The organism is Pseudomonas sp. S2_C03 (assembly GCF_054668405.1).
In genome coordinates, this window is record NZ_CP162766.1 from 6,062,587 (window position 1) to 6,088,025 (window position 25,439).

19 protein-coding genes are annotated in these 25,439 nt (G+C 60.6%); 12 read left to right on the top strand and 7 right to left on the bottom strand.

Annotated features, from left to right (window positions below):
* The first annotated feature begins 17 nt into the window (after positions 1–17).
* The 4 genes from AB4N64_RS27965 to bfr all read left to right on the top strand — a co-directional run bounded on the left by AB4N64_RS27965 (position 18) and on the right by bfr (position 3,709).
* Positions 18–1,019 carry a DNA-directed RNA polymerase subunit alpha gene (locus AB4N64_RS27965; RefSeq protein WP_003176403.1) on the top strand — a complete coding sequence of 334 codons (1,002 nt, stop codon included), beginning with the start codon at positions 18–20 and terminating at the stop codon, positions 1,017–1,019.
* 42 nt (positions 1,020–1,061) lie between these two features.
* On the top strand, positions 1,062–1,448 hold the full coding sequence (rplQ, locus tag AB4N64_RS27970; protein ID WP_007955635.1) for a 50S ribosomal protein L17: 387 nt from the start codon (positions 1,062–1,064) through the stop codon (positions 1,446–1,448).
* 192 nt (positions 1,449–1,640) lie between these two features.
* Complete coding sequence (locus tag AB4N64_RS27975) at positions 1,641–3,095, top strand: catalase (protein ID WP_460120428.1); 1,455 nt, start codon at positions 1,641–1,643, stop codon at positions 3,093–3,095.
* Positions 3,096–3,244: 149 nt separating this feature from the next.
* Positions 3,245–3,709, top strand: a complete 465-nt coding sequence (bfr, locus tag AB4N64_RS27980) for a bacterioferritin (RefSeq protein ID WP_460120430.1) — start codon at positions 3,245–3,247, stop codon at positions 3,707–3,709.
* A gap of 65 nt (positions 3,710–3,774) precedes the next feature.
* Here the strand turns inward: bfr and uvrA are convergent, their stop codons facing one another.
* Positions 3,775–6,609, bottom strand: a complete 2,835-nt coding sequence (uvrA, locus tag AB4N64_RS27985; protein WP_460120433.1) for an excinuclease ABC subunit UvrA — start codon at positions 6,607–6,609, stop codon at positions 3,775–3,777.
* Positions 6,610–6,799: 190 nt separating this feature from the next.
* On the opposite strand from uvrA, the gene AB4N64_RS27990 reads away from it, so the two are divergent.
* A complete protein-coding gene (locus tag AB4N64_RS27990; protein WP_460120435.1) occupies positions 6,800–8,197 on the top strand; it encodes an MFS transporter in 1,398 nt (465 codons plus the stop codon).
* A 9-nt stretch (positions 8,198–8,206) separates the two neighbouring features.
* Entirely contained in the window at positions 8,207–8,719 is a 513-nt protein-coding gene (locus AB4N64_RS27995) for a single-stranded DNA-binding protein (protein WP_110965122.1), read from the top strand.
* 90 nt (positions 8,720–8,809) lie between these two features.
* Here the strand turns inward: AB4N64_RS27995 and AB4N64_RS28000 are convergent, their stop codons facing one another.
* A complete protein-coding gene (locus AB4N64_RS28000) occupies positions 8,810–9,358 on the bottom strand; it encodes a cysteine hydrolase family protein (RefSeq protein ID WP_460120437.1) in 549 nt (182 codons plus the stop codon).
* A gap of 102 nt (positions 9,359–9,460) precedes the next feature.
* Between AB4N64_RS28000 and AB4N64_RS28005 the strand changes: the two genes are divergently transcribed.
* The 3 genes from AB4N64_RS28005 to AB4N64_RS28015 all read left to right on the top strand — a co-directional run bounded on the left by AB4N64_RS28005 (position 9,461) and on the right by AB4N64_RS28015 (position 12,575).
* Positions 9,461–10,435 carry a GlxA family transcriptional regulator gene (locus AB4N64_RS28005; RefSeq protein WP_460120439.1) on the top strand — a complete coding sequence of 325 codons (975 nt, stop codon included), beginning with the start codon at positions 9,461–9,463 and terminating at the stop codon, positions 10,433–10,435.
* Between the two features lie 282 nt (positions 10,436–10,717).
* Entirely contained in the window at positions 10,718–11,827 is a 1,110-nt protein-coding gene (locus AB4N64_RS28010; RefSeq protein ID WP_460120441.1) for a DUF3182 family protein, read from the top strand.
* On the top strand, positions 11,817–12,575 hold the full coding sequence (locus AB4N64_RS28015) for an alpha/beta hydrolase family protein (protein WP_460120443.1): 759 nt from the start codon (positions 11,817–11,819) through the stop codon (positions 12,573–12,575). The genes AB4N64_RS28010 and AB4N64_RS28015 overlap by 11 nt, the downstream gene beginning before the upstream one ends.
* A 63-nt stretch (positions 12,576–12,638) precedes the next feature.
* Here the strand turns inward: AB4N64_RS28015 and AB4N64_RS28020 are convergent, their stop codons facing one another.
* The 4 genes from AB4N64_RS28020 to AB4N64_RS28035 are packed head-to-tail and all read right to left on the bottom strand — an operon-like array spanning position 12,639 to position 16,623.
* A complete protein-coding gene (locus tag AB4N64_RS28020) occupies positions 12,639–13,625 on the bottom strand; it encodes a lysylphosphatidylglycerol synthase domain-containing protein (protein WP_460120445.1) in 987 nt (328 codons plus the stop codon).
* A complete protein-coding gene (clsB, locus tag AB4N64_RS28025; protein ID WP_460120447.1) occupies positions 13,612–14,907 on the bottom strand; it encodes a cardiolipin synthase ClsB in 1,296 nt (431 codons plus the stop codon). The genes AB4N64_RS28020 and clsB overlap by 14 nt, the downstream gene beginning before the upstream one ends.
* A complete protein-coding gene (locus AB4N64_RS28030; RefSeq protein ID WP_460120449.1) occupies positions 14,904–15,644 on the bottom strand; it encodes an endonuclease/exonuclease/phosphatase family protein in 741 nt (246 codons plus the stop codon). Before AB4N64_RS28030 ends, clsB begins: the two co-directional genes overlap by 4 nt.
* Before the next feature lie 52 nt (positions 15,645–15,696).
* Complete coding sequence (locus AB4N64_RS28035) at positions 15,697–16,623, bottom strand: DUF72 domain-containing protein (protein WP_460120451.1); 927 nt, start codon at positions 16,621–16,623, stop codon at positions 15,697–15,699.
* Between the two features lie 257 nt (positions 16,624–16,880).
* Between AB4N64_RS28035 and AB4N64_RS28040 the strand changes: the two genes are divergently transcribed.
* Entirely contained in the window at positions 16,881–18,989 is a 2,109-nt protein-coding gene (locus tag AB4N64_RS28040; protein WP_460120452.1) for a mechanosensitive ion channel family protein, read from the top strand.
* A gap of 158 nt (positions 18,990–19,147) precedes the next feature.
* On the opposite strand, the gene AB4N64_RS28045 is transcribed toward AB4N64_RS28040, so the two are convergent.
* Positions 19,148–23,443 (bottom strand): DEAD/DEAH box helicase, encoded by a 4,296-nt coding sequence (locus AB4N64_RS28045; protein ID WP_460120454.1) that lies wholly within the window; start codon positions 23,441–23,443, stop codon positions 19,148–19,150.
* A 143-nt stretch (positions 23,444–23,586) separates the two neighbouring features.
* Here AB4N64_RS28045 and AB4N64_RS28050 point away from each other — a divergent pair, with 143 nt between their 5' ends.
* Positions 23,587–24,471: a sugar nucleotide-binding protein gene (locus AB4N64_RS28050; RefSeq protein ID WP_460120456.1), complete on the top strand. Its 885-nt coding sequence runs from the start codon at positions 23,587–23,589 to the stop codon at positions 24,469–24,471.
* Complete coding sequence (locus tag AB4N64_RS28055) at positions 24,464–25,393, top strand: NAD-dependent epimerase/dehydratase family protein (protein ID WP_460120458.1); 930 nt, start codon at positions 24,464–24,466, stop codon at positions 25,391–25,393. The genes AB4N64_RS28050 and AB4N64_RS28055 overlap by 8 nt, the downstream gene beginning before the upstream one ends.
* Positions 25,394–25,439: the final 46 nt, after the last annotated feature.

Consider the following 25,439-nt stretch of genomic DNA (forward strand, 5'->3'; position numbering starts at 1 on the left):
AGAAAATAGGTGCATCCATGCAGATTTCGGTAAATGAGTTCCTGACACCACGCCATATTGATGTGCAGGTTGTCAGTCCAACCCGCGCCAAGATCACGCTCGAGCCTCTCGAGCGTGGTTTCGGCCACACCCTGGGCAACGCGCTGCGCCGCATCCTGTTGTCCTCAATGCCCGGCTGTGCAGTAGTCGAGGCCGAGATTGACGGTGTACTCCACGAGTACAGCGCCATCGAAGGCGTACAGGAAGACGTAATTGAAATCCTGTTGAACCTTAAAGGTCTGGCTATCAAGCTGCACGGTCGTGACGAAGTTACGCTGACCTTGTCGAAGAAGGGTTCGGGGGTGGTTACCGCTGCCGATATTCAGCTGGATCATGATGTCGAGATCGTTAACCCCGATCACGTAATCGCTAACCTGGCGTCTAACGGCGCCCTGAACATGAAGCTCACCGTAGCTCGTGGTCGTGGTTATGAACCGGCAGACTCGCGTCAGAGCGATGAAGACGAAAGCCGCAGCATTGGTCGCTTGCAGCTCGACTCTTCGTTCAGCCCGGTTCGCCGTATCGCATACGTGGTGGAAAACGCCCGTGTCGAACAGCGTACTAACCTGGACAAGCTGGTTATTGATCTGGAAACCAACGGTACCCTGGATCCTGAAGAGGCTATCCGCCGTGCTGCAACCATCCTGCAACAGCAGTTGGCTGCGTTCGTCGACCTCAAAGGTGACAGTGAACCAGTGGTTATCGAGCAGGAAGACGAGATCGATCCGATCCTGCTTCGCCCGGTTGACGATCTGGAACTGACTGTACGTTCGGCTAACTGCCTTAAGGCGGAAAACATCTACTACATCGGCGACCTGATTCAGCGCACCGAAGTAGAGCTGTTGAAGACTCCGAACCTGGGCAAGAAATCCTTGACTGAAATCAAGGACGTTCTGGCCTCCCGCGGTCTGTCCCTCGGCATGCGCCTCGACAACTGGCCGCCTGCAAGTCTTAAGAAGGACGACAAGGCGACTGCCTGATCGTCGTAATCACCGAACGTTGTGTTTGGTAAGGAATGAACCATGCGTCATCGTAAAAGTGGTCGTCACCTGAGCCGCACCAGCTCGCACCGCAAGGCCATGTTCCAAAACATGGCGGTGTCGCTGTTCGAGCACGAGCTGATCAAAACTACTCTGCCAAAAGCCAAAGAACTGCGCCGTGTTGCCGAGCCGCTGATCACTCTGGCCAAGACAGACAGCGTTGCTAACCGTCGTCTGGCTTTCGACCGTACTCGTTCGAAAGCTATCGTTGGTAAGCTCTTCAACGACCTGGGCAAGCGTTACGCTACCCGTGAGGGTGGCTACCTGCGCATCCTCAAGTGCGGTTTCCGCGCTGGCGACAATGCGCCTATGGCGTACGTCGAGTTGGTTGATCGTGCTGTCGGCGGTGAAGCTGTATCCGCTGAGTAAGACGTCAGTCTGAAACGAAAAACCGGGCCTTGTGCCCGGTTTTTTGTGGGCGCTCAAAAAGTTTTGCGTCTGAAGTGATGGATTAGATATTTCTATCGAATGTCAAAAGTTAATGAATTTGTACGTGTAACATTTGTGGTCAATACTCTCCACCAAGCCGATTAGCCGGCAGACCGAAGAGGAAGAGATCGCATGAGCCAAAATAAAATACTCACCACCGCCAGTGGCGCTCCTGTCGCTGATAACCAGAATTCTCGCTCCGCCGGCCCTCGCGGTCCGCTGCTTCTCGACGACTTCCACTTGCTGGAAAAACTAGCCCACTTCAACCGGGAAAACATTCCTGAGCGCCGTGTGCACGCAAAGGGTTCGGGCGCCTACGGTACGTTCACGGTGACGCGCGACATCACCGAATACACCAGCGCCAAGCTGTTTGAATCGGTGGGTAAGCAAACTCCAACCTTCCTGCGTTTTTCTACCGTTGGCGGCGAGCGCGGCTCGGCTGATACCGAGCGAGATCCACGGGGCTTCGCGTTGAAGTTCTACACTGAGGAAGGTAACTGGGACATCGTGGGCAACAATACGCCCGTGTTCTTCATCCGTGACCCACTCAAATTTCCGGACTTTATCCACACCCAGAAACGTCTGCCGCAGAGCAATCTGAAAAGTGCTCAGGCCATGTGGGATTTTTGGTCGCACTCTCCTGAGGCGCTGCACCAGGTCACTATTCTTTTTTCGGATCGCGGCATCCCTGACGGCTACCGTCACATGCACGGCTTCGGGAGTCACACTTATAGCCTGATCAATGCCAGCGGCGAGCGCCGGTGGGTGAAGTGGCACTACAAGACCAAGCAGGGGATCAAGAACCTGGCGCCGGCAGAGGCTGCTCGGCTGGCCGGTACCGATCCAGATTACGCACAGCGTGATCTGTTCGAAGCGATCGAGCGTGGCGACTTTCCTAAATGGAGTGTCTGCATCCAGGTCATGACCGAAGCCCAGGCTGAAGGGCACTACGAAAACCCGTTCGACGTGACCAAGACCTGGTCGCAGAAAGAGTTTCCGCTGATTGAAGTGGGCGAACTGGAGCTTAACCGCAACCCGCTGAACTACTTCGCCGAGGTTGAACAGGCGGCGTTCGGGCCGAGCAACATGGTGCCGGGTGTAGGCTTGTCGCCGGATCGCATGTTGCAAGGTCGGGTATTCGCCTATGCGGATGCGCACCGCTACCGTGTCGGTACCAATCACCAGCAGTTGCCAGTGAATGCACCGCGTAGCCCGGTCAACAGCTATCAACGTGATGGTTCGATGGCGTTTGGCAGCAATGGCGGCGCCGCACCGAACTACGAGCCGAACAGCTACGTAGAATCGCCGAAGCAAGCGCCTCGTTATGCCGAACCAGCACTAAAATTGAGTGGCGTGGCTGATCGCTACGATCACCGCGAAGACACCGACTACTACAGCCACGCCGGTGCGCTGTTCCGCCTGATGAGTGATGAGCAGAAATCCCTGCTGGTCAACAACATCGCCGGCGCCATGGGTGGTGTGTCCGGGGATGTGGTAGACCGCCAATTGCAGCATTTCTACAAAGCCGACCCGGCGTATGGAGAAGCAATCGCGAAGGCGTTGGGTGTACAGCTTAACGAAGTCTAAACGAGAAGCAGAACCGCCCTCATTCGGGCGGTTTTTGCGTTATTTCGGCTGCTTTTCTCAGAATATCTTCGCTTTTGTTGCGTCAAGTGAGTGACCTTCCGGTCAGGTTGGTTCAAACTACAGACTTTCAAGCAGGGAGATGTAGGGCGATGCAAGGCCACCCAGACGTAATCGATTACCTCAACACGTTGCTGACCGGAGAACTGGCAGCGCGTGACCAATATTTCGTTCATTCGCGCATGTATGAAGACTGGGGTTTCACCAAGCTCTACGAGCGAATCAACCATGAGATGGAAGAGGAAGCCGGCCACGCTGACGCCCTGATGCGCCGCATTCTGATGCTCGAAGGCACGCCACGTATGCGTCCGGATGATGTAATCGTTGGAGTGACGGTGTCCGACATGCTTGCTGCGGACCTGCAACTGGAATACAAAGTCCGCGCTGCACTCTGCAAAGGCATCGAGTTGTGCGAAAAGCACCAGGACTATGTCAGCCGCGAGATCCTGCGCGTTCAATTGAACGATACCGAAGAAGATCACACCTACTGGCTGGAAAAGCAGTTGGGCCTGATCAAACTCATCGGTATCGAGAACTACCTGCAATCCCACGCCTGATTTGCAGCGGCTACAAAAAAGCCCCTGTCACCGATAACGTGACAGGGGCTTTTTCATGCGCAGGACTAAGCCCTGTCGCGTTCCAACAGCGGCTTGAGGTAGAAGCCGGTGTGCGACTGCTTCATCTCGGCAACCTCTTCCGGGGTACCCACGGCAATGATCTGCCCCCCTTTGGAACCACCTTCCGGCCCGAGGTCCACCAGCCAGTCGGCGGTCTTGATCACGTCCAGATTGTGCTCGATTACCACCACGGTGTTGCCGTGGTCGCGCAAACGGTGCAGCACGTCCAGCAGTTGCTGAATATCCGCGAAGTGCAAACCGGTGGTCGGCTCGTCGAGGATGTACAGGGTCTTGCCGGTATCGCGCTTGGACAGCTCGCGGGACAGCTTCACTCGCTGCGCTTCACCACCGGACAGCGTGGTCGCTGACTGCCCCAGCTTGATGTACGACAGGCCGACGTCCATCAGCGTCTGGAGCTTGCGCGCCAGGGCTGGGACGGCATCGAAGAACTCCCGCGCTTCCTCGATGGTCATCTCGAGGGTTTCGTGAATGCTCTTGCCCTTGTATTTGATCTCCAGCGTTTCGCGGTTGTAACGCTTGCTCTTGCAGACATCACACGGAACGTAGATGTCCGGCAGGAAGTGCATCTCAACCTTGATCAGGCCATCTCCCTGACAAGCTTCGCAGCGCCCCCCCTTGACATTGAAGGAGAAGCGCCCCGGGCCGTAACCACGCGAACGGGACTCCGGAACCCCGGCGAACAGCTCGCGAATCGGTGTGAACAGCCCGGTGTAGGTCGCCGGGTTGGAGCGCGGCGTGCGGCCGATTGGGCTTTGGTCAATGTCGACGACCTTGTCCAGGTGCTCCAGTCCTTTGATGCTGTCGTGCGCGGCCGCTTCAAGCGTGGTGGCGCCGTTAAGGGCGGTGGCGCTCAACGGGAACAACGTGTTGTTGATCAACGTTGACTTGCCGGAGCCGGAAACCCCGGTAACGCAGGTCAGCAGGCCAATCGGGATATCCAGGTCGACGTTACGCAAGTTGTTGCCGCGAGCCCCTTTCAGAGAAAGCGACAGCTTCTTGTTGCGCGGCGTGCGCTTGGCCGGTACTTCGATTTTCACGCGGCCCGAGAGGTACTTGCCCGTCAGCGAATCCGGGTGGGCCATCACTTCCTTCGGTGTACCTTCGGCAACGATGTTGCCGCCATGTACGCCAGCGCCCGGGCCGATATCCACGACATAGTCCGCCAGGCGGATGGCATCTTCATCGTGCTCGACCACTATCACCGTGTTGCCGATGTCGCGCAGGTGCTTGAGCGTACCGAGCAAACGGTCGTTGTCGCGCTGATGCAGGCCGATCGATGGTTCATCGAGGATGTACAACACACCCACAAGCCCGGCGCCTATCTGGCTCGCCAGGCGAATGCGCTGGGCTTCACCGCCCGACAGGGTGTCCGCGCTGCGGTCCAGGGACAGGTAGTCCAAGCCGACGTTGACCAGGAATTGCAGGCGCTCGCGGATTTCCTTGAGGATCTTGTCGGCAATCTCGCCACGGCGCCCGCTGAGCTTCAGTACGCCGAAGTAGTCGCAGGCATCACCGATTGGCAGATTGGTGACCGCCGGCAGGTTCTTCTCGCCAACCCATACATGCCGCGCCTCGCGACGCAGGCGGGTGCCACGGCAATCCGGGCAAGGCTGGGTGCTGAGGAACTTCGCCAGTTCCTCGCGCACGGAAGCCGACTCGGTTTCTCGATAGCGACGTTCCAGGTTGGGAACGATGCCTTCGAACGGGTGCGAGCGTTTGACGATGTCGCCACGGTCGTTCAGGTACTTGAAGTCGACGCTTTGCGAGCCGCTGCCGTGGAGGATGACTTTCTGTTGCTCGGCCGGCAGTTCGTTGAACGGCACTTCCAGGCTGAACTTGTAGTGTGAAGCCAGCGATCCGAGCATCTGGAAATAGTAGACGTTACGCCTGTCCCAGCCGCGAATAGCGCCTTCAGCCAGGGTCAAATCACCATTGACCAGTCGCTTGATGTCGAAGAATTGCTTCACCCCCAGACCATCGCATGTCGGGCAGGCGCCGGCCGGGTTGTTGAAGGAGAACAGCTTGGGTTCCAGCTCGCTGATGGCATGGCCGCAGATCGGGCAGGCGAAACGTGCGGAGAAGATGATCTCCTCGCCCGGTTCGTCATCCATCGGTGCCACCAGTGCGATGCCATCCGCCAGTTTCAGCGCCGTCTCGAAGGATTCGGCCAGGCGTTGCTGCAGGTCGGCGCGGACCTTGAAGCGGTCGACCACCACGTCGATGGTGTGTTTTTTCTGCTTGTCGAGCTTGGGCGCTTCGTCCAGCTCGTAGAGCTTGCCGTTGATCCGGGCACGCACGAAACCCTGGGCGCGCAGCTCTTCGAAGACCGACAGGTGTTCGCCCTTACGCTCGCGAATCACCGGGGCCAGCAGCATCAGCTTGCTACCTTCCGGCTGGGCGAGCACCAGGTCGACCATTTGGCTGACGGTTTGCGCTTCGAGCGGAATATCGTGGTCCGGGCAACGCGGAATGCCCACCCGTGCATAGAGCAGGCGCAGGTAGTCGTAAATTTCGGTGATGGTGCCGACGGTCGAGCGCGGGTTGTGCGAGGTCGACTTCTGTTCGATGGAGATGGCCGGCGACAGGCCTTCGATGGTGTCGACGTCGGGTTTTTCCATCATCGACAAAAACTGCCGGGCATAGGCCGACAGCGACTCGACGTAGCGGCGCTGGCCTTCGGCATACAGCGTGTCGAATGCCAGGGAAGACTTGCCGGACCCGGACAGGCCGGTGATGACGATCAGTTTGTCCCGTGGCAGGGTCAGGTCGATGTTCTTCAGGTTGTGGGTTCGGGCCCCACGAATCAGGATCTTGTCCAAAGTGGCCTCGCTCGGCGGGCGTCGAAAACGTGGAGTATACGGGCAAATACTGGATGGATAAACACTATGGAGCGAGTGGATAATGCGCGTTCATGAAGAGTCTGTCAGCGGAACGCGTCAAAGCGTCGCGATTTACCCTGTCATTCGATGGGACTGGTAGAATCGCGGCCGGTTCACACGAGGTTTTTCCATGCACGATCCCCACAGCGAACGCATGAGTGGCAGTGAGACCCGCGCGGCAAGCGGTCTGGCCCTCGTGTTCGCCTTCCGTATGCTTGGCATGTTCATGGTGTTGCCGGTATTGGCGACCTATGGCATGGATCTGGCGGGAGCGACCCCGGCCCTTATCGGGCTGGCGATTGGCGCTTACGGCCTGACCCAGGCGATTTTTCAGATTCCTTTCGGGGTCATATCCGACCGCATCGGTCGCCGCCCGGTGATTTACCTGGGCCTGATCGTCTTTGCCCTGGGCAGCGTGCTAGCCGCCAGTGCCGACTCGATCTGGGGCGTGATCGCCGGTCGCATCCTGCAGGGTGCCGGGGCGATTTCCGCTGCCGTGATGGCGCTGCTGTCCGACCTGACCCGAGAACAGCATCGTACCAAGGCCATGGCCATGATCGGGATGACGATCGGCCTGTCGTTCGCCGTCGCGATGGTGGTCGGTCCGTTGCTGACCCGCGCATTCGGCTTGTCCGGACTTTTTCTCGCCACCGGCGGCATGGCCCTGGTGGGCATTCTGATCGTCGCGTTCATGGTGCCGCGCGCCAGCGGGCCGTTGCAGCACCGGGAGTCCGGCGTCGCGCGCCAGGCCTTGATACCGACGCTCAAGCACCCGGACCTGCTGCGACTGGACCTGGGCATCTTTGTGTTGCACGCGATGTTGATGTCGAGCTTCGTCGCATTGCCCCTGGCCCTGGTCGAAAAAGCCGGGCTGCCCAAGGAGCAGCACTGGTGGGTCTACCTGACTGCGCTGTTGATTTCATTCTTCGCCATGATCCCGTTCATCATCTATGGCGAGAAGAAACGCAAAATGAAACGAGTTTTGTTGGGCGCGGTGCTGACGCTGATGCTCACTGAGCTATTCTTCTGGCAGTTCGGCGATAGCCTGCGGGCCCTTGTGATCGGGACGGTGGTGTTCTTTACCGCGTTCAATTTGCTGGAAGCTTCGCTGCCATCGCTGATCAGCAAGGTTTCACCAGCGGGTGGCAAGGGTACGGCGATGGGCGTTTATTCCACCAGTCAGTTCCTCGGATCGGCACTGGGCGGGATACTCGGCGGCTGGATGTTCCAGCACGGCGGTCTGTCGGTTGTGTTCCTTGGATGCGCCGCCCTGGCTGCCATCTGGCTGGCCTTTGCTGTTACCATGCGCGAACCTCCCTACGTGACGAGCCTGCGCTTGCCGTTGTCGCCCGAGGCGATCCGCGAAGCGGGTCTGGTCGAGCGCCTGATGGCCGTTGTAGGGGTAACAGATGCAGTGATCGTTGCAGATGAGGCGGCGATTTACATCAAATTGGACACCGAACTATTGGATCGCACTACCCTCGAGCGTCTGGTGAACAACCCGGCCGCGACAGCGTGCGAAGCCTAGGAGAACGTTATGGCCCGTGGGGTTAACAAAGTCATATTGGTCGGCACTTGCGGCCAGGATCCCGAAGTTCGCTACCTGCCTAACGGTAACGCCGTGACCAACCTGAGTCTGGCGACCAGCGAACAGTGGACCGACAAGCAAACCGGCCAGAAAGTCGAAAAGACTGAATGGCACCGTGTTTCGATGTTCGGCAAGGTGGCTGAAATCGCCGGCGAATACCTGCGCAAAGGTTCGCAGGTCTACATCGAAGGCAAGCTGCAAACCCGCGAGTGGGAAAAAGACGGCATCAAGCGTTACACCACCGAAATTGTGGTCGACATGCAAGGCACCATGCAACTGCTGGGCGGCCGTCCACAACAGGGCGACCAACAAGGCGGTGGCAACAACTACCAGCAATCGGCCCCACGCCAGCAGGCTCCGCGTCCGCAGCAGTCGGCACCGCAGCAGCGCCCTGCGCCTCAGCAGGCCGCCCCGCAACCGGCTCCGGATTTCGACAGCTTCGATGATGATATTCCGTTCTGAGGCAGCTATAAGCCGCAAGCTTCAAGCGGCAAGCTGAATCAAAAACCCGCACCTGGACAGAGGGTGCGGGTTTTTTTATGGGCGGTGGGTTCAGGCCGCGATGAACTCGTCTGTAGACACGACCTTGGCATAGGCAAAACCCAGCGCAGCCATGAAGGCGGCGTGCACGTGCGAGGCGGGTACCGTCACACCGTTGAACTCCAGGTCCCGGGAGGCGCAGGCATCGTGAATCACGGTAACTGCATAACCCATGTCGGCGGCGGCGCGGGTGATGCCGTCGATGCACATGTGGCTCATGCTGCCGACCACTACCAGCTCCTTGATGCCCTGCTCGTCGAGGATCGATTTGAGTTCAGTTTCGCGGAACGAGTTGACGAAGTGCTTGAGCACGACGGGTTCGTCGGTGCGATTGAGGACTTTGGGGTGCAACTGGGCGCCTTCGGAGCCGGGGGTGAAGAAGGGGGCCTCATGGGACGTGAATTCGTGGCGGATGTGTACCACCGAATCGCCAACACTGCGAAACGTCTCGATCAATCGTGCTGCGTTGTCTGCCGCCGCGTCTGCTCCGGCCAGCGGCCACTTGCCTTGTGGGAAGTAGTCGTTTTGGATATCGACTACGATGAGTGCTTGCTTGGCCATGGCTGTTTCCTCTAAGTGCGGATTGGGTGTGGAATGAAGTATCGGCTCGGGCCGACCATCCGAGGATTGGCGGCACCGACAATAGAAAGGGGAAAACTGACAATGGACGCACAAAGGCCAGTCGCCGAACTCGGTGTGCTGATTTACCCTGGCGCGCAGATGGCGGCGGTGCATGGGTTGACGGACCTGTTTGGCGTCGCCAACCGGATTGCCGCCGACCAACAGGCGGCGCAGCTACCGCTATTGAGGGTCAGCCATTGGCAGGTTGACGAGCACCAGGCGCCTCGGCGGGGCTACGACAGCCATCCAGCGGCAGATGACGGTTTGGTGGCATTGCTCATTCCGCCGTCGATTGCCGGATTTTCCGAAGGTCAGGCGTCCCAGGCGTTACTGGACTGGATTTGTCAGCAACACGCCCGGGGCGCGACCATCGGCGGCGTGTGTGTGGGCTCGATTCTGTTGGCCGAAAGCGGCTTGCTCGACGGGCGTAGTGCCACCACTCATTGGACTTCCGCCAAGTCCTTCGCCGAGCGTTACCCCGACATCAAACTCAAAGCCGATACACCCATTGTCGACGATGGCGACCTGATTACTACTGCTGGCTTGATGGCGTGGTCCGAGTTGGGGCTGCGCCTGGTCGACCGTCTGATGGGGCCAAGCATTGCCACCGCTACCGCGCGTTTCCTGGTGGTGGAGCACAGCGACAGTGCCAGTGAGTGCGGCAGTAACTTTGCACCGATCCTCAGCCATGGCGATGCCTCGATTCTGAAGGTTCAGCATTGGTTGCAGAGCACCGGTGCCACTGATGTCTCGCTGACGGCGATGGCCGAGCGGGCGGGGTTGGAAGAGCGCACGTTCCTGCGTCGTTTCCGTGCGGCCACCGGCCTCAAACCCACCGAATACTGCCAACACCTGCGGGTCGGCAAGGCCCGGGAGATGCTTGAGTTCACCAACGGCACCATCGACCACATTGCCTGGACCGTGGGCTATCAGGACCCCAGTGCATTTCGTGCCACATTCAGGAAAATCACCGGTTTGGCGCCGAGTGATTACCGGTCGAGGTTTGGCAGTCGATAACCGATGAACTGTAGGAGCGAGCTTGCTCGCGATAGCAGTGTGTCAGCTGCAAATCTTCCGACTGACACGACGCAATCGCGAGCAAGCTCGCTCCTGCAGGGGGCATGGCACCTGGCAAGAATCGTGCAATTTGCACGGGGCGTCGTGCAGAATAAAACGGCGCCTGTCCTGGAGCACGCCCGAAAGCTCCTGATTTACAACGGCGTTTCCTCACAAGGTCAATTGGCCTGATCTCTGCACCCCTTCAATGACATTCATCCAGCGCCGATTGAAGGGGGACGCATGACCCCAACAAACCGCAAGAAACTGGTAGTCGCCCATTCCGTGCGACCCGATGCTCCACAGCACGAAGTCGAGACCAATCGTGCACTGGCTCGATGGCTGGCGCAGATCCTCGGTTACAAGTACGGCGGCAGTTACGACCCCGAGCGCCATCAGGGGCGAGACCTCTACCTGTTGCCGACCCAGACTCTGGTGGGCGCTGCAATTGCCCGACAACTGGGGGTCATGGGACCCCAGGATCTCTGGGGTGGTTATGTCGAACATGATTTCATCTGCACCAAGGCCATCAGCCACGGCCTGCGCGACAAGAACGCCTTGGCCCCGCCGGGTTGGTCGCCGTTGTTTTCCGAGCGGGTGCGCGGCGTGGTGCTCGACGGGCTCAGCGTGTTTTCGTTCGACGATGCACGATCAGCGGCGGAGCACTTGCTCTACGCCGGCCCGATTCGCCTGAAGCCCATTCATGCCTGCGCCGGACGTGGCCAAGAGGTGATCAAGAGCCTGGACGAGTTCGACGCGGTCCTCGCTCGGTCCGAGGCCCGGGCGTTATTCACTGAAGGCGTGGTGCTGGAGCAGGATCTGTCTGAGGTGGTCACTCATAGCGTCGGGCAGAGTTTTTTCGGTGACATCGTGCTGAGCTACTGCGGCGATCAATACCTGACCCGCGATGCTCAAGGCGAAGAGGTCTACGGCGGTTCGAACCTGATCTTGGTGCGCGGTGATTACGATGATTTACTGGAACTGAAGCTGCCCGACGACGTGCGGCTGGCCATCCATCAGGCCCAGGTGTTCGACTGTGCTGCGGATCAAGCGTATCCCGCGTTCTATGCTTCGCGACGCAATTACGACATCGCCCAGGGCCTGGACGCCAACGGCAGGCGCCGCAGTGGTGTGCTCGAACAATCCTGGCGCATGGGCGGTGCCAGCAGCGCGGAAGTGGCGGCGTTGCAGAGTTTCATCAATGACCCGCAAATGCGTGCGATCCGTGTGTCCTCGGTGGAAACCTACACCGACACCGCGCTGCCGGCGGACGCCATCGAGGTGTACCGCGGGCCGGCCCAGAACAGTGAGTTCCTACTCAAATATGTAACGGTCCAATCCTATGACGGCTAGAAGCGAAAGCATTCAAATCGACATCGATGACGAACAGATGAGCGGGACGTTTCTGAGTCCCAAGTCCAAGGTACCCGGCGTGTTGTTCGTGCACGGTTGGGGCGGCAGCCAGGAGCGTGATCTTGAACGGGCCAAGGGCATTGCCGGCCTGGGCTGTGTGTGCCTGACCTTCGATTTGCGCGGGCACACCGGCGGCACCGGCATTCCACTGACGCGCGTCACCCGTGAGGATAATTTGCGCGATCTTCTGGCGGCGTATGATCGATTGCTCGCGCACCCGGCGCTGGACACTTCAGCGATTGCCGTGGTCGGTACCAGTTACGGCGGTTATCTGGCGTCGATCCTGACGTCATTGCGTCCGGTGCGCTGGTTGGCGCTGCGGGTGCCGGCGCTGTACCGCGACGAGCAGTGGCATACGCCCAAGCGTGAACTGGACAAACAGGATCTGCGTGATTACCGCAGCACCCTGGTCCGCGCCGACAGCAACCGCGCATTGCACGCCTGTTCGCAGTTCACCGGGGACGTTTTGCTGGTTGAATCCGAAACCGACGATTTCGTGCCTCACGCGACAATCATGAGTTACCGCGCGGCATGCCAGCAGACGCATTCGTTGACCCACCGGATTATCGACGGCGCCGACCATGCGTTGAGCGAACCGGTTTCGCAGCAGGCCTACACCTCGATCCTGGTGGACTGGATTACCGAGATGGTGGTGGGGGAGCGGTTGAGCATCATTCAGTCGAAGTGATGGGGTGGCCTTACTGGCGCCTTCGCGGGCAAGCCCGCGAAGGCGTCCTTGCCGTCACACCCATTACTGAGGCTTCTTGGCAATGCGCAACGACTTCGCCTTGGCCTCCACCACCAGATACATCACCAACGTAATCAACAACGGCAGGATGAAGTAAATCGCCCGATACGCCAGCAAACCCGCTACCAGACTGCCACGCGAGGCTTCGTGTTGCAGCAGCGCGACAAAAACCGCCTCCAGCACCCCAAGCCCCGCCGGAATGTGCGTAATGACCCCGGCGATTGCACTGATCAACAACACCCCGAGCACCAATGGGTAATCCAGTTTGCTCGGCAGCAGAGTAAAGATCACCGCCGCCATCAGCGACCAGTTGAGCGCTCCCAACGCCAATTGCAGAATCGCCATGCGCACCGATGGCAGGTTGATCTCCACGCCGCGTATCGACCACTCGCGCCGCTTGGAAAACCGGCATGCGGCCAGATATCCCGCGCTCACCAGCAACAGTAAAAAGCCCACACCCTGCAATGCATCGCTGCTGAGTTTCCAGCCTGGCGGCATGCGTACCAAGCCGCTGCTGAACACCGCACCGGCGATGAGCATGTAGCCGAACCAGTTTGTCGTCAGGCTAAGCCCGAGGATCTTCGCGATGTTGCCCTTGCTCACGCCAAGCCGCGAGTACAGGCGAAAACGCATAGCGATGCCGCCGACCCAGGCACTGAGGTTGAGGTTGAAGGCGTAGCTGATGATGCCCACTGGCAGGATCTGCTTCCAGGTCAGGTCCTGTCGGATGTAGGTGCGGCCGATCAGGTCATAGCTGGCGTAGGTCAGGAAACTCAGCAGCGTCAGGCCGGCAGCGATGATCAGGGTACGCACCTTGAAATCGGCGAGGGTATCGAACACCTCGTTCCATTCGATGCGCTGGGCCAGCATCGTCAACAGGACGATCAGCGCCAGGAAGAACAACATCGTCAGCGGTTTTTTCCACTTGGTCCAGCGTGATGAATGTTGGCCGTCAGTGCGCGTGGGCGATTGAGTATCAGTGCGTTCCATGGCGATCGCCCCCGGTGGCGTGAGTGAACAGTTTCAAACGTGGCTTGTGCGCCGGCAGCCACCCCGCCCAGGACGGGAAATGGCGAAGGAAGTGAAACACGAGGAAACCCACGGTCATGTGCCAGATTCGTCCGCGCGGCGCCTTGTCCGGATCCATGGCTTTGCAATGGTTTTCACTGAGGATTTCCAGGCGATCGAACAATTCCTGGTTGAACACCCGATCACGGATCAGCACGTTGGCTTCCAGGTTCATCGACAGGCTCAGCGGGTCGAGGTTGCTCGAACCGACGGTGGCCCAATCCTCGTCGACCAGCGCGACTTTGCCGTGCAGCGGGCGCTCACAGTATTCGTGGATCTGCACACCGGCCTTGAGCAGGTAGTCATAGGTCATGCGCGCCGCCAGTTTGGCCACCAGCATGTCCGGCTGGCCTTGCAGGATCAGGCGTACCTCAACGCCCCGTCGGGCGGCGTTGCGGATTTCGCGCAGCAAACGGTATCCGGGGAAAAAGTACGCGTTGGCAATCACCACCCGGCGCTGGGCCGTGCGCAACACCTGCCGGTAAACCTCTTCGATGTCGGTGTTGTGATCGCCGTTATCGCGATAGACGAGGCGTACCTGGCCATCGTGGTCGCTGATCGCCAACTCTGAGCGCCGCTGCCGGCGCCGTTGCCACCAGTATTTGGCGCGCGCCGGCCGGCCGCTTTGCAACAGGGCGAAATGATGAATATCCGCCACGGCCGGTCCCTGGATTTCGACGGAGTAATCCTGCTTGGCCTCCGGCCCGAAATCAGCGAGGTGGTCAGCGGAAAAGTTGATGCCGCCGATGAATGCAATCGTGCCGTCCACTACCACGATCTTGCGATGCAGGCGGCGGAACCAGTTGGTGCGAAAGCCCAGGTGCTTGGGTGCGGGGTCGAACATCTGGATGTGTACGCCGGCCTGGCTCAACGCGGTCAGGTAGCCGGTGGTCAACTCTCCGCAGCCGAAACCATCGAAGTTTGCGGTGACGCGCACGCCGCGTTGCGCCGCCTCGATCAGCACTTGCTGCAGTTCGTGTCCGACCTTGTCCTCGAACACGATGAAGGTTTCCAGGAGGATTTCGGTCTTGGCTTCACGCATCGCCTCGAACACCCGGGGAAAATAGTCTTCGCCATTTTCCAGCAGCCTCACCAGGTTGTTGCCTTGCCAACCGTACTCGACATCGACCACGCCGGGGGCTCGGACGCCCGGCTCCATGGCCACATGCTCCACGCGGGTCTCTTCCAACGGGGCGCTGCTCATAACTCGATCTCCACCGAAAGGGGGGCGTGGTCGGAAAGGTGCGACCAGGGGCGCGTTGACAATACTTGCGGGCGGCTGGCCTTGAGGTTGCGCACATAGATGCGGTCCAGGCGCAAAGCAGGCAAGCGCGCCGGGAAACTGCGTGCCGGTTTGCCGTGGTGCTCGGCGAATACTTCGCGCAGGCCGCACGGCTTGAGTAATGCGTCGGCACGCTGGCGCCAGTCATTGAAGTCACCGGCGACGATCACCGGAGCATCGGCGGGCAATTTGTCGAGAAGTCGGGCCAGCAGTTTCAGCTGTTCGTTGCGATGGGTTTCGCGCAGTCCCAGGTGAACGCAGATCGCATGCACCTGCGGACCATCGCCCGGCAGGCGCAACACGCAATGCAGCAGGCCGCGGTTCTCGTGGCCGCTGATGGACACGTCGAGGTTGTCATGCTGGATGATCTGGAATTTCGACAGCAGCGCATTGCCGTGATCGCCTGCCGGGTACACCGCATTGCGCCCGTAGGCAAACTGCGGCCAGAGCGTGTCGGCGAGGAACTCGTATTGCGGCATCGCCGGCCAATTGCTGTAGCGCTGGGGGTGATGTTCGTGGGCGCCGTGGACCTCCTGCAGGAACACCACGTCGGCCGACACGCTGCGCACGGCCTCACGCAGCTCAGGCAGAATGAAACGCCGATTGAGCGCCGTGAAGCCCTTGTGCGTGTTCACGGTCAGCACCGTGAAACGATGCACCGGCGGCGGGGTTGGCGTTCCCTGTACGGGGGGCTCAACGGCAAGGATTCACTCATGAAAGCACCCCATCGGCCACCGGTTCGCCCGGCGTGGTCTCAAGGTTCTTGTCCAGGCCGAACCGCTTGAGCAAATGGCGGGCGTCGTAAGGCGCATGCACTTTGACGTCGTTGTCGAAAAAGCAGAACACGTCGCGAGATTTGCGCGGTTTTGGTTTCTGTCGGGGCGCGATCAGGTGCGGGTCCGAGGGTTGCTGGCCGTGGTGCCAGGCCTCGATCCGATCGCCCCAGCGTTTTAGGGCCTCTGGCGTGTAGCCACTGGCATAGAGCTCCTCGGCTCCGTGCAGGCGCACATAGACGAAGTCGCTGGTAATGTCTTCACGGTAAGGCCATTTGCCGGCCGTGTCGGCGACCACCAGGGCGACGTTGTAGCGCTTGAGCAAGCGTACGAACTGTGGGTCGATGAAGCTGTCGTTGCGGATCTCCACGGCATGGCGTAGGGGCTTCTTCCTGTACGCCCGGGTGCTGGCCTGGCCGTGCAGGTGCTCGTCATGCTGGCGGGCGAGGGCCGCAGCCTCGGAGGTGTCGCGGGGCAGTTGTTCAAGAAAATGCTCAAACAGTTCGGGGTCGAACTTGAAGTTGGGCGGGAACTGCCAAAGGAACGGGCCGAGTTTTTCCTTGAGCTCCAGTACCCCGGAGGCGAAGAAGTTGGCCAAGGGCAGGTGGATGTCACGCAGACGCTTGATGTGCGTGATGAAACGTGGGGCCTTGACGCTGAAGATGAAGCCTCGCGGAGTTTCGTCATACCACTGGGCATAACGCTCCGGGCGTTGCAGGGCGTAAAACGATCCATTGATCTCGATACTGTTGACGGCCCGTGAGGCGAACTGCAATTCACGCTTCTGGGTAAGCCCCTTTGGGTAGAAATCCCCCCGCCAGGGCGTATAACGCCAGCCTGAAATTCCGATGTGAATCGCCGCCATGTCGCCTCCTGTCCGAGTGCCCCATTTACAGGCTGACTGCGCGAGGGCGGCGAAAGTTTCGAGCGAGTGACGCATGACCTGTAGGAGCGAGCATGCTCGCGATGGACGCAAGATCACCGCGGGGCATCAGGCCGCCAGCGTCATCGTTCAAGACCATCGCGAGCATGCTCGCTCCTACAGGCTGCTTAGCAAAAACCGAACTTGCCGGGCAAATGCTGATCAGTTCCTAACAGACCCTTGTCGAGGAGCTCTCCGTTTTGCTCAAGTTCAGGATCATGATGTTACTGGGGGCGTTGCTGTGTTTGGGCAGCAACGGGTTGCAAGCCGCTGCGCTGCCGGGCGTTCCCGCGGCTGCCGAGGAACCGGCGAAACCCGAGCCGCTGGTCCAGGGTGGCCTGCTGGGCGCCATCAGTTCCAGCATCGATGACGTGCAGGACAAACTCGACCTCAACGAAAACCTGGTCGACGCCTGGCGCCTGCGCGCGGACCGGGCGGCGGACGAGGTCGGTAAGCTGGTGAACCAGCCGTCGTCGCGATCACCCATGAGCGTGGCGGGCGACTTCATGCTCTTGTCCGGTGTTTGGCTCGGCGTGTTCGCCTTGCTCACGGTGCTCGGCGGCTTGCTGGCGCGGCGCTTGAGTCAGGGACGTTGGCTGCGCGAGCGTCATCGTGCGCAGGATCTGCTTGGCTACGTGTTGCCGTACACGTTACCCGCGCTGGTCTGCCTGCCGTTGACCCTCTATGCCAGTCATTTCATGCCCGTCTCGGTAGGCAGGGCGCTGGCGCTGTGTTTTGCCTACGCCACCAGCAGCGGCATTTTCTCTACGTCGATGTTCTTGTGCGTGGTGGTGTTGTTCAAGACTGGCCACAAGCGCCCGGCAGTGCAGATTATCCGTGATTACTGCCCCAGACCGCTGTTCCTCATCGGCTTCCTCGCTGCCCTCAGCGATGCCTTGACCAGCCCGCAAATCGCCCGGCAAATCGGTGGCAATCTCACCAGCAGTATTGCGGTATTCACCGGCCTGTTCGCCTCGGTCGTCTTCGGCCTGCTGGTGATTCGCCTGCGCCGGCCGGTGGCGCACCTGATTCGTAACCGCTCGCTGGCGCAGCGCTTGAAACAGCCCTCATTGCAGGAGTCACTGCGAATATTTTCCGGACTCTGGTATCTGCCGATCCTGCTGATGGTGCTGGTCTCGGTGATCAACCTGATCGGTGTTGGCGAAGACAATCAAAAAGCCCTGCGCTGCGCGCTGTTCACGACCATCTTGCTAATCGCCACCGTGTTCCTCAGCACGGTGTTCCAGCACCTGTTCAAATCCCGCAAAGCCGAAGCGATCCAGCGCAGCAGCGCCTACAAGGAACGTTTTCTCAGTTTGCTGCATGCCTTGTTGCGGATCGTCATGGCCGTGGCGTTCATCGAAATTCTCGGACGCATCTGGGGTGTCTCGCTGTTTGAATTCGCCGAGCGCAACTCAGTGGGACGGGCGATCAGTGATTCGCTGAGCAGCATCGGCCTGATCCTGCTCGTGACCTGGCTGCTGTGGGTGGTGCTCGACACGGCGATCCAGGAAGCCTTGAAACCACCGGTCAACAAGCGCTCGGCGCGACAGCCGAGCACGCGGGTCAAGACCATCCTGCCGCTGCTGCGCAACGCGATCAAAATCATTCTGGTGGTGATCTGCGCGATTACCACCATGGCCAATCTGGGCATCAATGTCGCGCCGCTGCTGGCGGGTGCCGGTGTGGTCGGCCTGGCCATCGGTTTTGGTTCGCAACAACTGGTGCAGGACGTGATCACTGGTCTGTTTATCATCATCGAGGACACGCTGTCGGTGGGTGATTGGGTGGTGCTCGATTCCGGTCACGCCGGTACGGTCGAAGGCCTGACCATCCGTACCTTGCGCCTGCGTGACGGCAAGGGTTTTGTCCACTCCGTGCCGTTTGGCCAGATCAAGGCCGTTACCAACCAGTCGCGGCAATTCGCCTTTGCGTTTTTCTCCGTGCAGTTCACCTATGACACCGATGTCGACCAGGCCATCGCGCTTATCCGAGAGGCCGGGGATTCGATTCGCGAGGACGCGTTTCTCAAGTACAACCTGCAAGGCCCGCTGGATGTATTCGGTGTCGACAAGATGGACCTCAACGGCGTAGTGCTGACGGCGCAATTTCGCACGGTGTCCGGCGGGCAATATGCGGTGAGCCGGGCGTTCAACCAGCGCTTGAAAAAGCTTGTGGATAACAACCCATCGGTGCATTTCGCGCAGACTTATCCACAGCAGGTTTTCATGCCGAAGCGGCAGGCGGCGCAGGAAAATGTGCAGGAGGAGAGTGCGGGGGTGGTGTTGCCGGATCCTTCGAGGACTTAGGCAGGGTTTTTTAGTGTACGAACGCCCTCTGTAGGAGCGAGCACGCTCGCGATGAAGGTCCGGACACCGCGGGGCTCCAGACAGCCAGCGTCATCATTGACGACCATCGCGAGTAAACTCGCTCCTACAGGGGGCTTGTGTAGGAGCGGGCATGGCCCTCAAAAAGGTCGGATCAGCTTGTCCTGCAACGCCACATCTGCCTCCACCCAATAAACGGGCTTGCCGGCAATCACCGCCGCGACCGGCAACCCATCGCGGTACACCAACCGATTACTTGCCAATGCCGGCACTTTCGCCCCCGGCAGCAATGTGCCAGCCAGGTTCAGCGGGTCAACGCCGCACACCACGGTCAGACTGCCGTCATGTTCACGCCGGCGGACTTCGCGTAGTAAGGGAATCGCCTCGGGCAAGGCGAACTGCTCACCGGCCAGGCCACTGACAAACCGTCCGCCGCGAATCTCGCCCCTGGCTTCCAGGCGATGAAAGGTGCGTAGCAACTCACGCCAACTCGGCAGCCAATCCGCCTCGCGCTCCAGCAGACGCCAAAACACCACGCCGTAACGCCGAAGCAAGGTCATGGCGATATGTTCGAGAGTGTCACTGGGGATGGGCTGGTTTTTATCCCGCGCGCCGGCTGTCGGCCTGCGTCGCAGTAAAGCCCAGCGCCCGGCATCGTCCATGCCGCCGATGAATGCCCCCCGTCCGCGTCGACTGCTGCGGGTTTGGCGTTTGCTGGCGGGTGTGATCAAGGCGCGCAATCCGGCAAAACTGTCAGCACTCACCAACCCGGCACCCACCAGTTCCTGCAAGGCGATTTCCAGCTCGGTACGCAGCAGATGGGCCTCATGCATCAGCTCATCGAAAAACAGTGCGCCGTGCTGGTTGAAAGCATCGTAGACCTTCTGCGCTTTGGGCGACAGTTCACTCACCGGCGTTTGTTCCGTCAGGCCGCTCCACAACCCGACCTGGCTGCGCGGCAGCAGCACAATCGGAGTGCTGCGCAAGGCGCTGCTGGCGCTGTGCGCGGTCAGGCGCGTCCACACCAGTTTGCCGCTGCGGCACAGCTCATCCAGCCAGCTAGGCGAATAGTCTTTGATGCGCGCCGGCAGGATGTCGCTGTCCCAGGCTGAAGCAGCGGCGGGGTAGCCTTCGAACTGGCCGATAATCGCCGGCAAGACCGCGCTGCCCTTGCCTTGAGCGCTCGCGGACGCATGCTGCCAGTCGAACAGAAAACGCATGAAGTCCTGCAACGCCACCGGTTCGATTTCACGGCGCAGACGCTTGACCGTGTAACGATGAATTCGGGCAAGCAGATGCCGCTCGCACCATTGTTCCTGGTCCGCGCCCGGAGTGAAAAATCCGCGCAGCACATAACCTTCGCGCTCCAGTTGCGCCAATGCCTGGGCGACTTGCGCCGATGGCAATTGCAGAGGATCGGCACTCGCCTGCAACGGCAACGGACCAAAAGCACCGAGCCGCGCGCGGATGACTTCCACCACTGCGTCGTCTGCGTCCCAGGCTTCATCGAACCCCGGCAGCGCCTGTAGCGGCGGTCGTAGAATCGCCTGTGGATAAATCGCTTGCAGGCACGTCAGCCGCTCCACGGGTAGCCACAACGATTGCCCGTCATCCAATTGCAAAAGGCTGGCGCGACCACGTTCCGCGAGGGTGGCCAGCCAGTCGTGCCATTGGAGATTGGCCTGCGCCTCCACTGCGCTGATGCAGGCCAGGCTCATCAGCGTTTCGTGCATTTCATCGACACTGGCCGGTGTCGGCCAGGCTTCGTCGCACACCGCTTGAATCGCCTCGGCATCCAGGACCCCGAGGTCGTCGGTGGATTGCGCATCGGTCCAGCGGCGGTTGATCACCGCTTGAGTGCGCCGCTCTTCCAGCGGTGCGTCGTCGAGAAAGGTGTAAGGCCGTGCACTGAGGATTTCTGCCGCCAGTGGCGAGGGCGCCGGCAGATCGCGGCTGATCAGTCGAATCTCGCCGCGTTCCATGCGCCGCAACAGCGTGAGCCAGCCTTCGCAGTCCATGGCTTCGTGCAGACAGTCGTCGAGAGTCTGCTCCACCAAAGGATGCTCGGGCACCTCGCGCTCGCCAGCGAGGTTTTCAACGCAGGCGATCTGGTCGGGAAATACGCTGGCGATCAGGTCTTCGCTTTTCATCCGCTGGATCTGTGGCGCAACCTTGCGCCCGCCGGTAAAACGCGGCAGCGCCAGTGCGACCCCGGCGTTCCAACGCCAACGCACACCAAACAGTGGCGCCTCGAGCACGGCTTGAATCAGCAGGTGTTGGGCGCTGTTGCTGTGCAGATAGCGCCAGACTTCGTCCAGTTCAAAACTGTGGCTGGTGGACAGTGACAGCACGATGGCATCTTCACTGGCGGCGGCCTGCAGTTCGAAGTTGAAGGTGCGGCAGAAGCGCTTGCGCAAGGCCAGGCCCCACGCGCGGTTGACGCGGCTGCCGAAGGGCGTGTGGATGATCAATTGAGTCCCACCGGACTCGTCGAAAAAACGCTCCATCACGAGCGTATCCTGCGACGGCAGGGCACCCAGTGTCAGGCGCGCCCGGGCCAGGTAGTCGACCAATTGCTCGGCACTGGCGAGGTCCAGGCCGAGGGTGCCGGTCAGCCAGTCGACGGTGGGTTGCAAGTTGCCGGGGGTGGCGCTCAGCAACTCATCGATGTGCCCTTGCAGGCGCGCCACGGCGAACGACAACTCGCTACTGCGTCCCGGCGCTTCACCGAGCCAGAACGGAATGGTCGGTGGCTGACCCTGTGCGTCCTCGACCCTGACCTTGCCCGTCTCGACCCGCAGGATGCGGTACGAGGTGTTGCCCAGCTGGAAGACGTCGCCAGCAATGCTTTCCACGGCGAAATCTTCATTGACGCTGCCAATGTTCAGGCCCTGGGGTTCGAGCAGCACGCTGTAGTCGGCATTGTCGGGGATCGTGCCGCCGCTGGTCACGGCGGTCAGCCGACTGCCGCGACGGGCGCGCAGTGTACGGGTCACGGCGTCGCGGTGCAGGAACGCGCTGCGGATACCCTGGCGCCCGTTGTAGCCCTCGGCGAGCATTTGCAGTAGCGCCTGATAGTGCTTGTCATCGAGTCCGGCGTAGGGCGAAGCCTGCCGGAACATGTCCAGCAACGCCTGTTCGTGCCATTCCTGGCAACTGACCTCGGCGATGATCTGCTGGGCCAGCACATCCAGCGGCGCGAGTGGAATGTGCAGGATGTCGAGCTCGCCACGCCGCACGCAGTCGAGCAGGGCGGTGCATTCGATCAGGTCGTCGCGGGTGGTGGCGAACAAGCGGCCCTTGGGCGTGCCACCCACCTGGTGGCCGGAACGGCCGACCCGTTGCAGAAAGCCTGCAATCGACCGTGGCGAGGCAATCTGGCACACCAGGTCAACGTCGCCAATGTCGATACCCAATTCCAGCGAAGCGGTGGCGATCAGCACTTGCAGTTCGCCGCGCTTGAGCCGTTGTTCGGCGTCCAGGCGAAACTCCTTGGCCAGGCTGCCGTGGTGGGCCGCGACGGCCTGTTTGCCCAGACGCTCGCTCAGATGCCGGCTCAGGCGTTCGGCCAAGCGCCGGGTGTTGACGAATATCAGCGTGGTGCGGTGCTCCCGGGCGAGCGTGGCGAGGCGGTCGTAGACCAGCTCCCACACGTCATTGGCCATCACTGCCGACAACGGCACCGGCGGCACTTCGATGGCCAGGTCTCGGGGACGGGCGTGGCCGATGTCGATGATCTCGCAGGGGCGGTCGCGTCCGACCAGGAAGCGTGACACCGCCTCGATGGGTTTTTGCGTGGCCGACAGACCGATGCGCATCAACGGGGTCGAACTCAACGCCTGCAGACGTTCCAGGCTCAGGGCCAGGTGACTGCCGCGTTTGCTGGCGGCGATCGCATGGATTTCGTCGACGATGACCGTGCGCGTGGATTTGAGCATGTGCCGGCCGGAATCGGAGCCGAGCAGCACGTATAGCGATTCCGGGGTGGTCACCAGAATGTGCGGCGCGGTCTTGCGCATGGCCGAGCGCTCTTTTTGCGGCGTGTCACCGGTACGTACGGCGGTGTTGATGCGCAGCTCGGGCAAACCCATGGCGCGCAGTTGCGCGGTGATGCCGGCCAGCGGGGTTTGCAGGTTGATCTGGATGTCGTTGGACAGGGCCTTGAGCGGCGACACGTAGACCACCAGCGTTTCGTCGGGCAACCCTTCGCCGCTCTCCAGCCCGCGATGGACCAGGTCATCGAGCACGGCGAGAAACGCGGTCAGCGTCTTGCCCGAACCGGTGGGCGCGGCGATCAAGGTCGAACGGTGCTGGCGGATCAGCGGCCACGCCCGGGCCTGGGCGGCTGTGACCGTTGGGAAGGTGCTGCTGAACCAGGCGCTGACGGCAGGGTGGAAGCCGTTCAGGGCACTGTCTGCGGGGATGGGCAGGTTCATGGGGCAGTTATGCGGGTGTGGGCGGGAAGATGCAAGACCCGGACATCGACACTTTACGGATGACGGTTGCGCACTAAACCCGCAAAATGCAACGATTCCGACAACTTTCATTTTTTTCCACCAAGACTGGGCCTGCTGACTCTATGCGAATGCGCCTTATGTTACTGGGCGGCGGAAATGCCCTTGGGCAGGCGCTGATTCGCCTCGGTGCGGAGGAAGACATCGGCTTCCTCGCCCCCCGCCCTCCGCAAGACGGCTGGGATGCCGCGAGCCTGACGCAACTGCTTGACGATACCCGCCCGGATGCGGTGATCAACCTTGCCTACTACTTCGACTGGTTTCAGGCGGAGGCCGTCAGCGAGCTGCGTCTGGCCGGGCAGGAGCGGGCCGTCGAGCGCCTGGCCGAATTGTGCCAGCATCACGACATCGTCCTGCTGCAACCGTCGAGCTATCGCGTATTCGACGGCTCTCGCGCCACCGCCTACAGCGAAAAAGACGAACCCGTACCGCTTGGCCTGCGCGGCCAGGCGTTATGGCGAATCGAGCAGAGCGTGCGTGCCACGTGCCCGCAACATGTGTTGCTGCGTTTCGGCTGGCTGCTCGATGACAGCCCCGAAGGTACACTCGGACGATTCCTGGCTCGTGCCGAAAACCCCGAAGAGCTCTTGATGGCCGATGACCGTCGGGGCAATCCGACACCGGTGGACGATGCGGCCCGGGTGATCATTTCGGTGCTCAAGCAACTCGACTGTGCGGCGCCGCTGTGGGGCACCTATCACTACGCCGGGCACGAGGCGACCACGCCGCTGGCACTCGGTCAGGCGATTCTCACCGAAGCCCGCGCGCTGCATCCGCTGGCCATCGAAGAGCCCACCGCCCAGGCTCACGCCGCGCGCCCGGACGCTGCCGAAGAGCCGCAACACGCGGTGCTGGCCTGCAAGAAAATTCTTCACACCTTCGGGATCAAACCACGCGCCTGGCGTGCGGCACTCCCGGGTTTACTGGACAGGTTTTATCGCCATGGCTGACGGCCCCGTTCTCATTACCGGTGGTGCCGGTTTCATCGGCTCGCACCTGACCGATGCCTTGCTCGCCAAGGGCTACTCGGTGCGGATTGTCGATGACCTGTCCACGGGCAAGCGCAGCAATCTGCCGCTGGATAACCCCAGGGTCGAACTGATCGTCGGCGATGTCGCTGATGCGACGCTGGTTGCGCAGGCGATGAGTGGTTGCAGCGCGGTGGCGCACCTGGCAGCGGTCGCGTCGGTGCAAGCTTCGGTGGACGATCCGGTGAGGACCCACCAAAGCAATTTCATTGGCTCGCTCAACGTCTGCGAGGCCATGCGCCAGGCCGGGGTCAAGCGTGTGCTGTTTGCCTCCAGCGCGGCGGTCTATGGCAACAACGGTGAAGGTGAGTCGATTGACGAGGACACGCCCAAGGCGCCGTTGACGCCCTACGCTTCGGACAAACTGTCCAGCGAACATTACTTCGATTTCTACCGCCGCGAGCACAAACTGGAACCGGTGATTTTCCGCTTCTTCAACATTTTCGGCCCGCGCCAGGATCCGTCCTCGCCGTACTCCGGGGTGATCAGCATTTTCAGCGAGCGTGCGCAGAAGGGCTTGCCGATCAGCGTGTTCGGCGACGGTGAGCAGACGCGGGATTTTGTCTACGTCGCTGACCTTGTCAACGTGTTGGTGCAGGCGATCGAGCAACCGCAGCCCGAGGCGGGAGCGGTCAATGTTGGCTGGAACCAGGCCACCAGTCTCAAGCAGATGCTCGATGCCCTGAAAGAAGTGGTCGGCGAACTGCCACCGGTGAATTACGGTCCGGCGCGTTCTGGCGATATCCGCCACTCACGGGCGAATAACCAACGCTTGCAGGCGCGTTTTGTCTTGCCTGCCCGCACGTCGATGAGTGTCGGTTTGGCGCGTCTGCTCGGACGTTGAGCGGATGCCGCGGCAATAGAAAAAGGCGCCCTCACAGGCGCCTTTT

What these genes read in the sequence shown, in the direction of transcription:
- AB4N64_RS28035 (WP_460120451.1), bottom strand. Translation starts at nt 16,623, where the DNA reads ATGGCGGCGATTCACATCGGAATTTCAGGCTGGCGTTATACGCCCTGG.
- AB4N64_RS27975 (WP_460120428.1), top strand. Translation starts at nt 1,641, where the DNA reads ATGAGCCAAAATAAAATACTCACCACCGCCAGTGGCGCTCCTGTCGCT.
- AB4N64_RS27965 (WP_003176403.1), top strand. Translation starts at nt 18, where the DNA reads ATGCAGATTTCGGTAAATGAGTTCCTGACACCACGCCATATTGATGTG.
- bfr (WP_460120430.1), top strand. Translation starts at nt 3,245, where the DNA reads ATGCAAGGCCACCCAGACGTAATCGATTACCTCAACACGTTGCTGACC.
- AB4N64_RS28005 (WP_460120439.1), top strand. Translation starts at nt 9,461, where the DNA reads ATGGACGCACAAAGGCCAGTCGCCGAACTCGGTGTGCTGATTTACCCT.
- AB4N64_RS27995 (WP_110965122.1), top strand. Translation starts at nt 8,207, where the DNA reads ATGGCCCGTGGGGTTAACAAAGTCATATTGGTCGGCACTTGCGGCCAG.
- rplQ (WP_007955635.1), top strand. Translation starts at nt 1,062, where the DNA reads ATGCGTCATCGTAAAAGTGGTCGTCACCTGAGCCGCACCAGCTCGCAC.
- AB4N64_RS27990 (WP_460120435.1), top strand. Translation starts at nt 6,800, where the DNA reads ATGCACGATCCCCACAGCGAACGCATGAGTGGCAGTGAGACCCGCGCG.
- AB4N64_RS28015 (WP_460120443.1), top strand. Translation starts at nt 11,817, where the DNA reads ATGACGGCTAGAAGCGAAAGCATTCAAATCGACATCGATGACGAACAG.
- clsB (WP_460120447.1), bottom strand. Translation starts at nt 14,907, where the DNA reads ATGAGCAGCGCCCCGTTGGAAGAGACCCGCGTGGAGCATGTGGCCATG.
- AB4N64_RS28055 (WP_460120458.1), top strand. Translation starts at nt 24,464, where the DNA reads ATGGCTGACGGCCCCGTTCTCATTACCGGTGGTGCCGGTTTCATCGGC.
- AB4N64_RS28000 (WP_460120437.1), bottom strand. Translation starts at nt 9,358, where the DNA reads ATGGCCAAGCAAGCACTCATCGTAGTCGATATCCAAAACGACTACTTC.
- AB4N64_RS28010 (WP_460120441.1), top strand. Translation starts at nt 10,718, where the DNA reads ATGACCCCAACAAACCGCAAGAAACTGGTAGTCGCCCATTCCGTGCGA.
- AB4N64_RS28020 (WP_460120445.1), bottom strand. Translation starts at nt 13,625, where the DNA reads ATGGAACGCACTGATACTCAATCGCCCACGCGCACTGACGGCCAACAT.
- AB4N64_RS28050 (WP_460120456.1), top strand. Translation starts at nt 23,587, where the DNA reads ATGCGAATGCGCCTTATGTTACTGGGCGGCGGAAATGCCCTTGGGCAG.
- AB4N64_RS28045 (WP_460120454.1), bottom strand. Translation starts at nt 23,443, where the DNA reads ATGAACCTGCCCATCCCCGCAGACAGTGCCCTGAACGGCTTCCACCCT.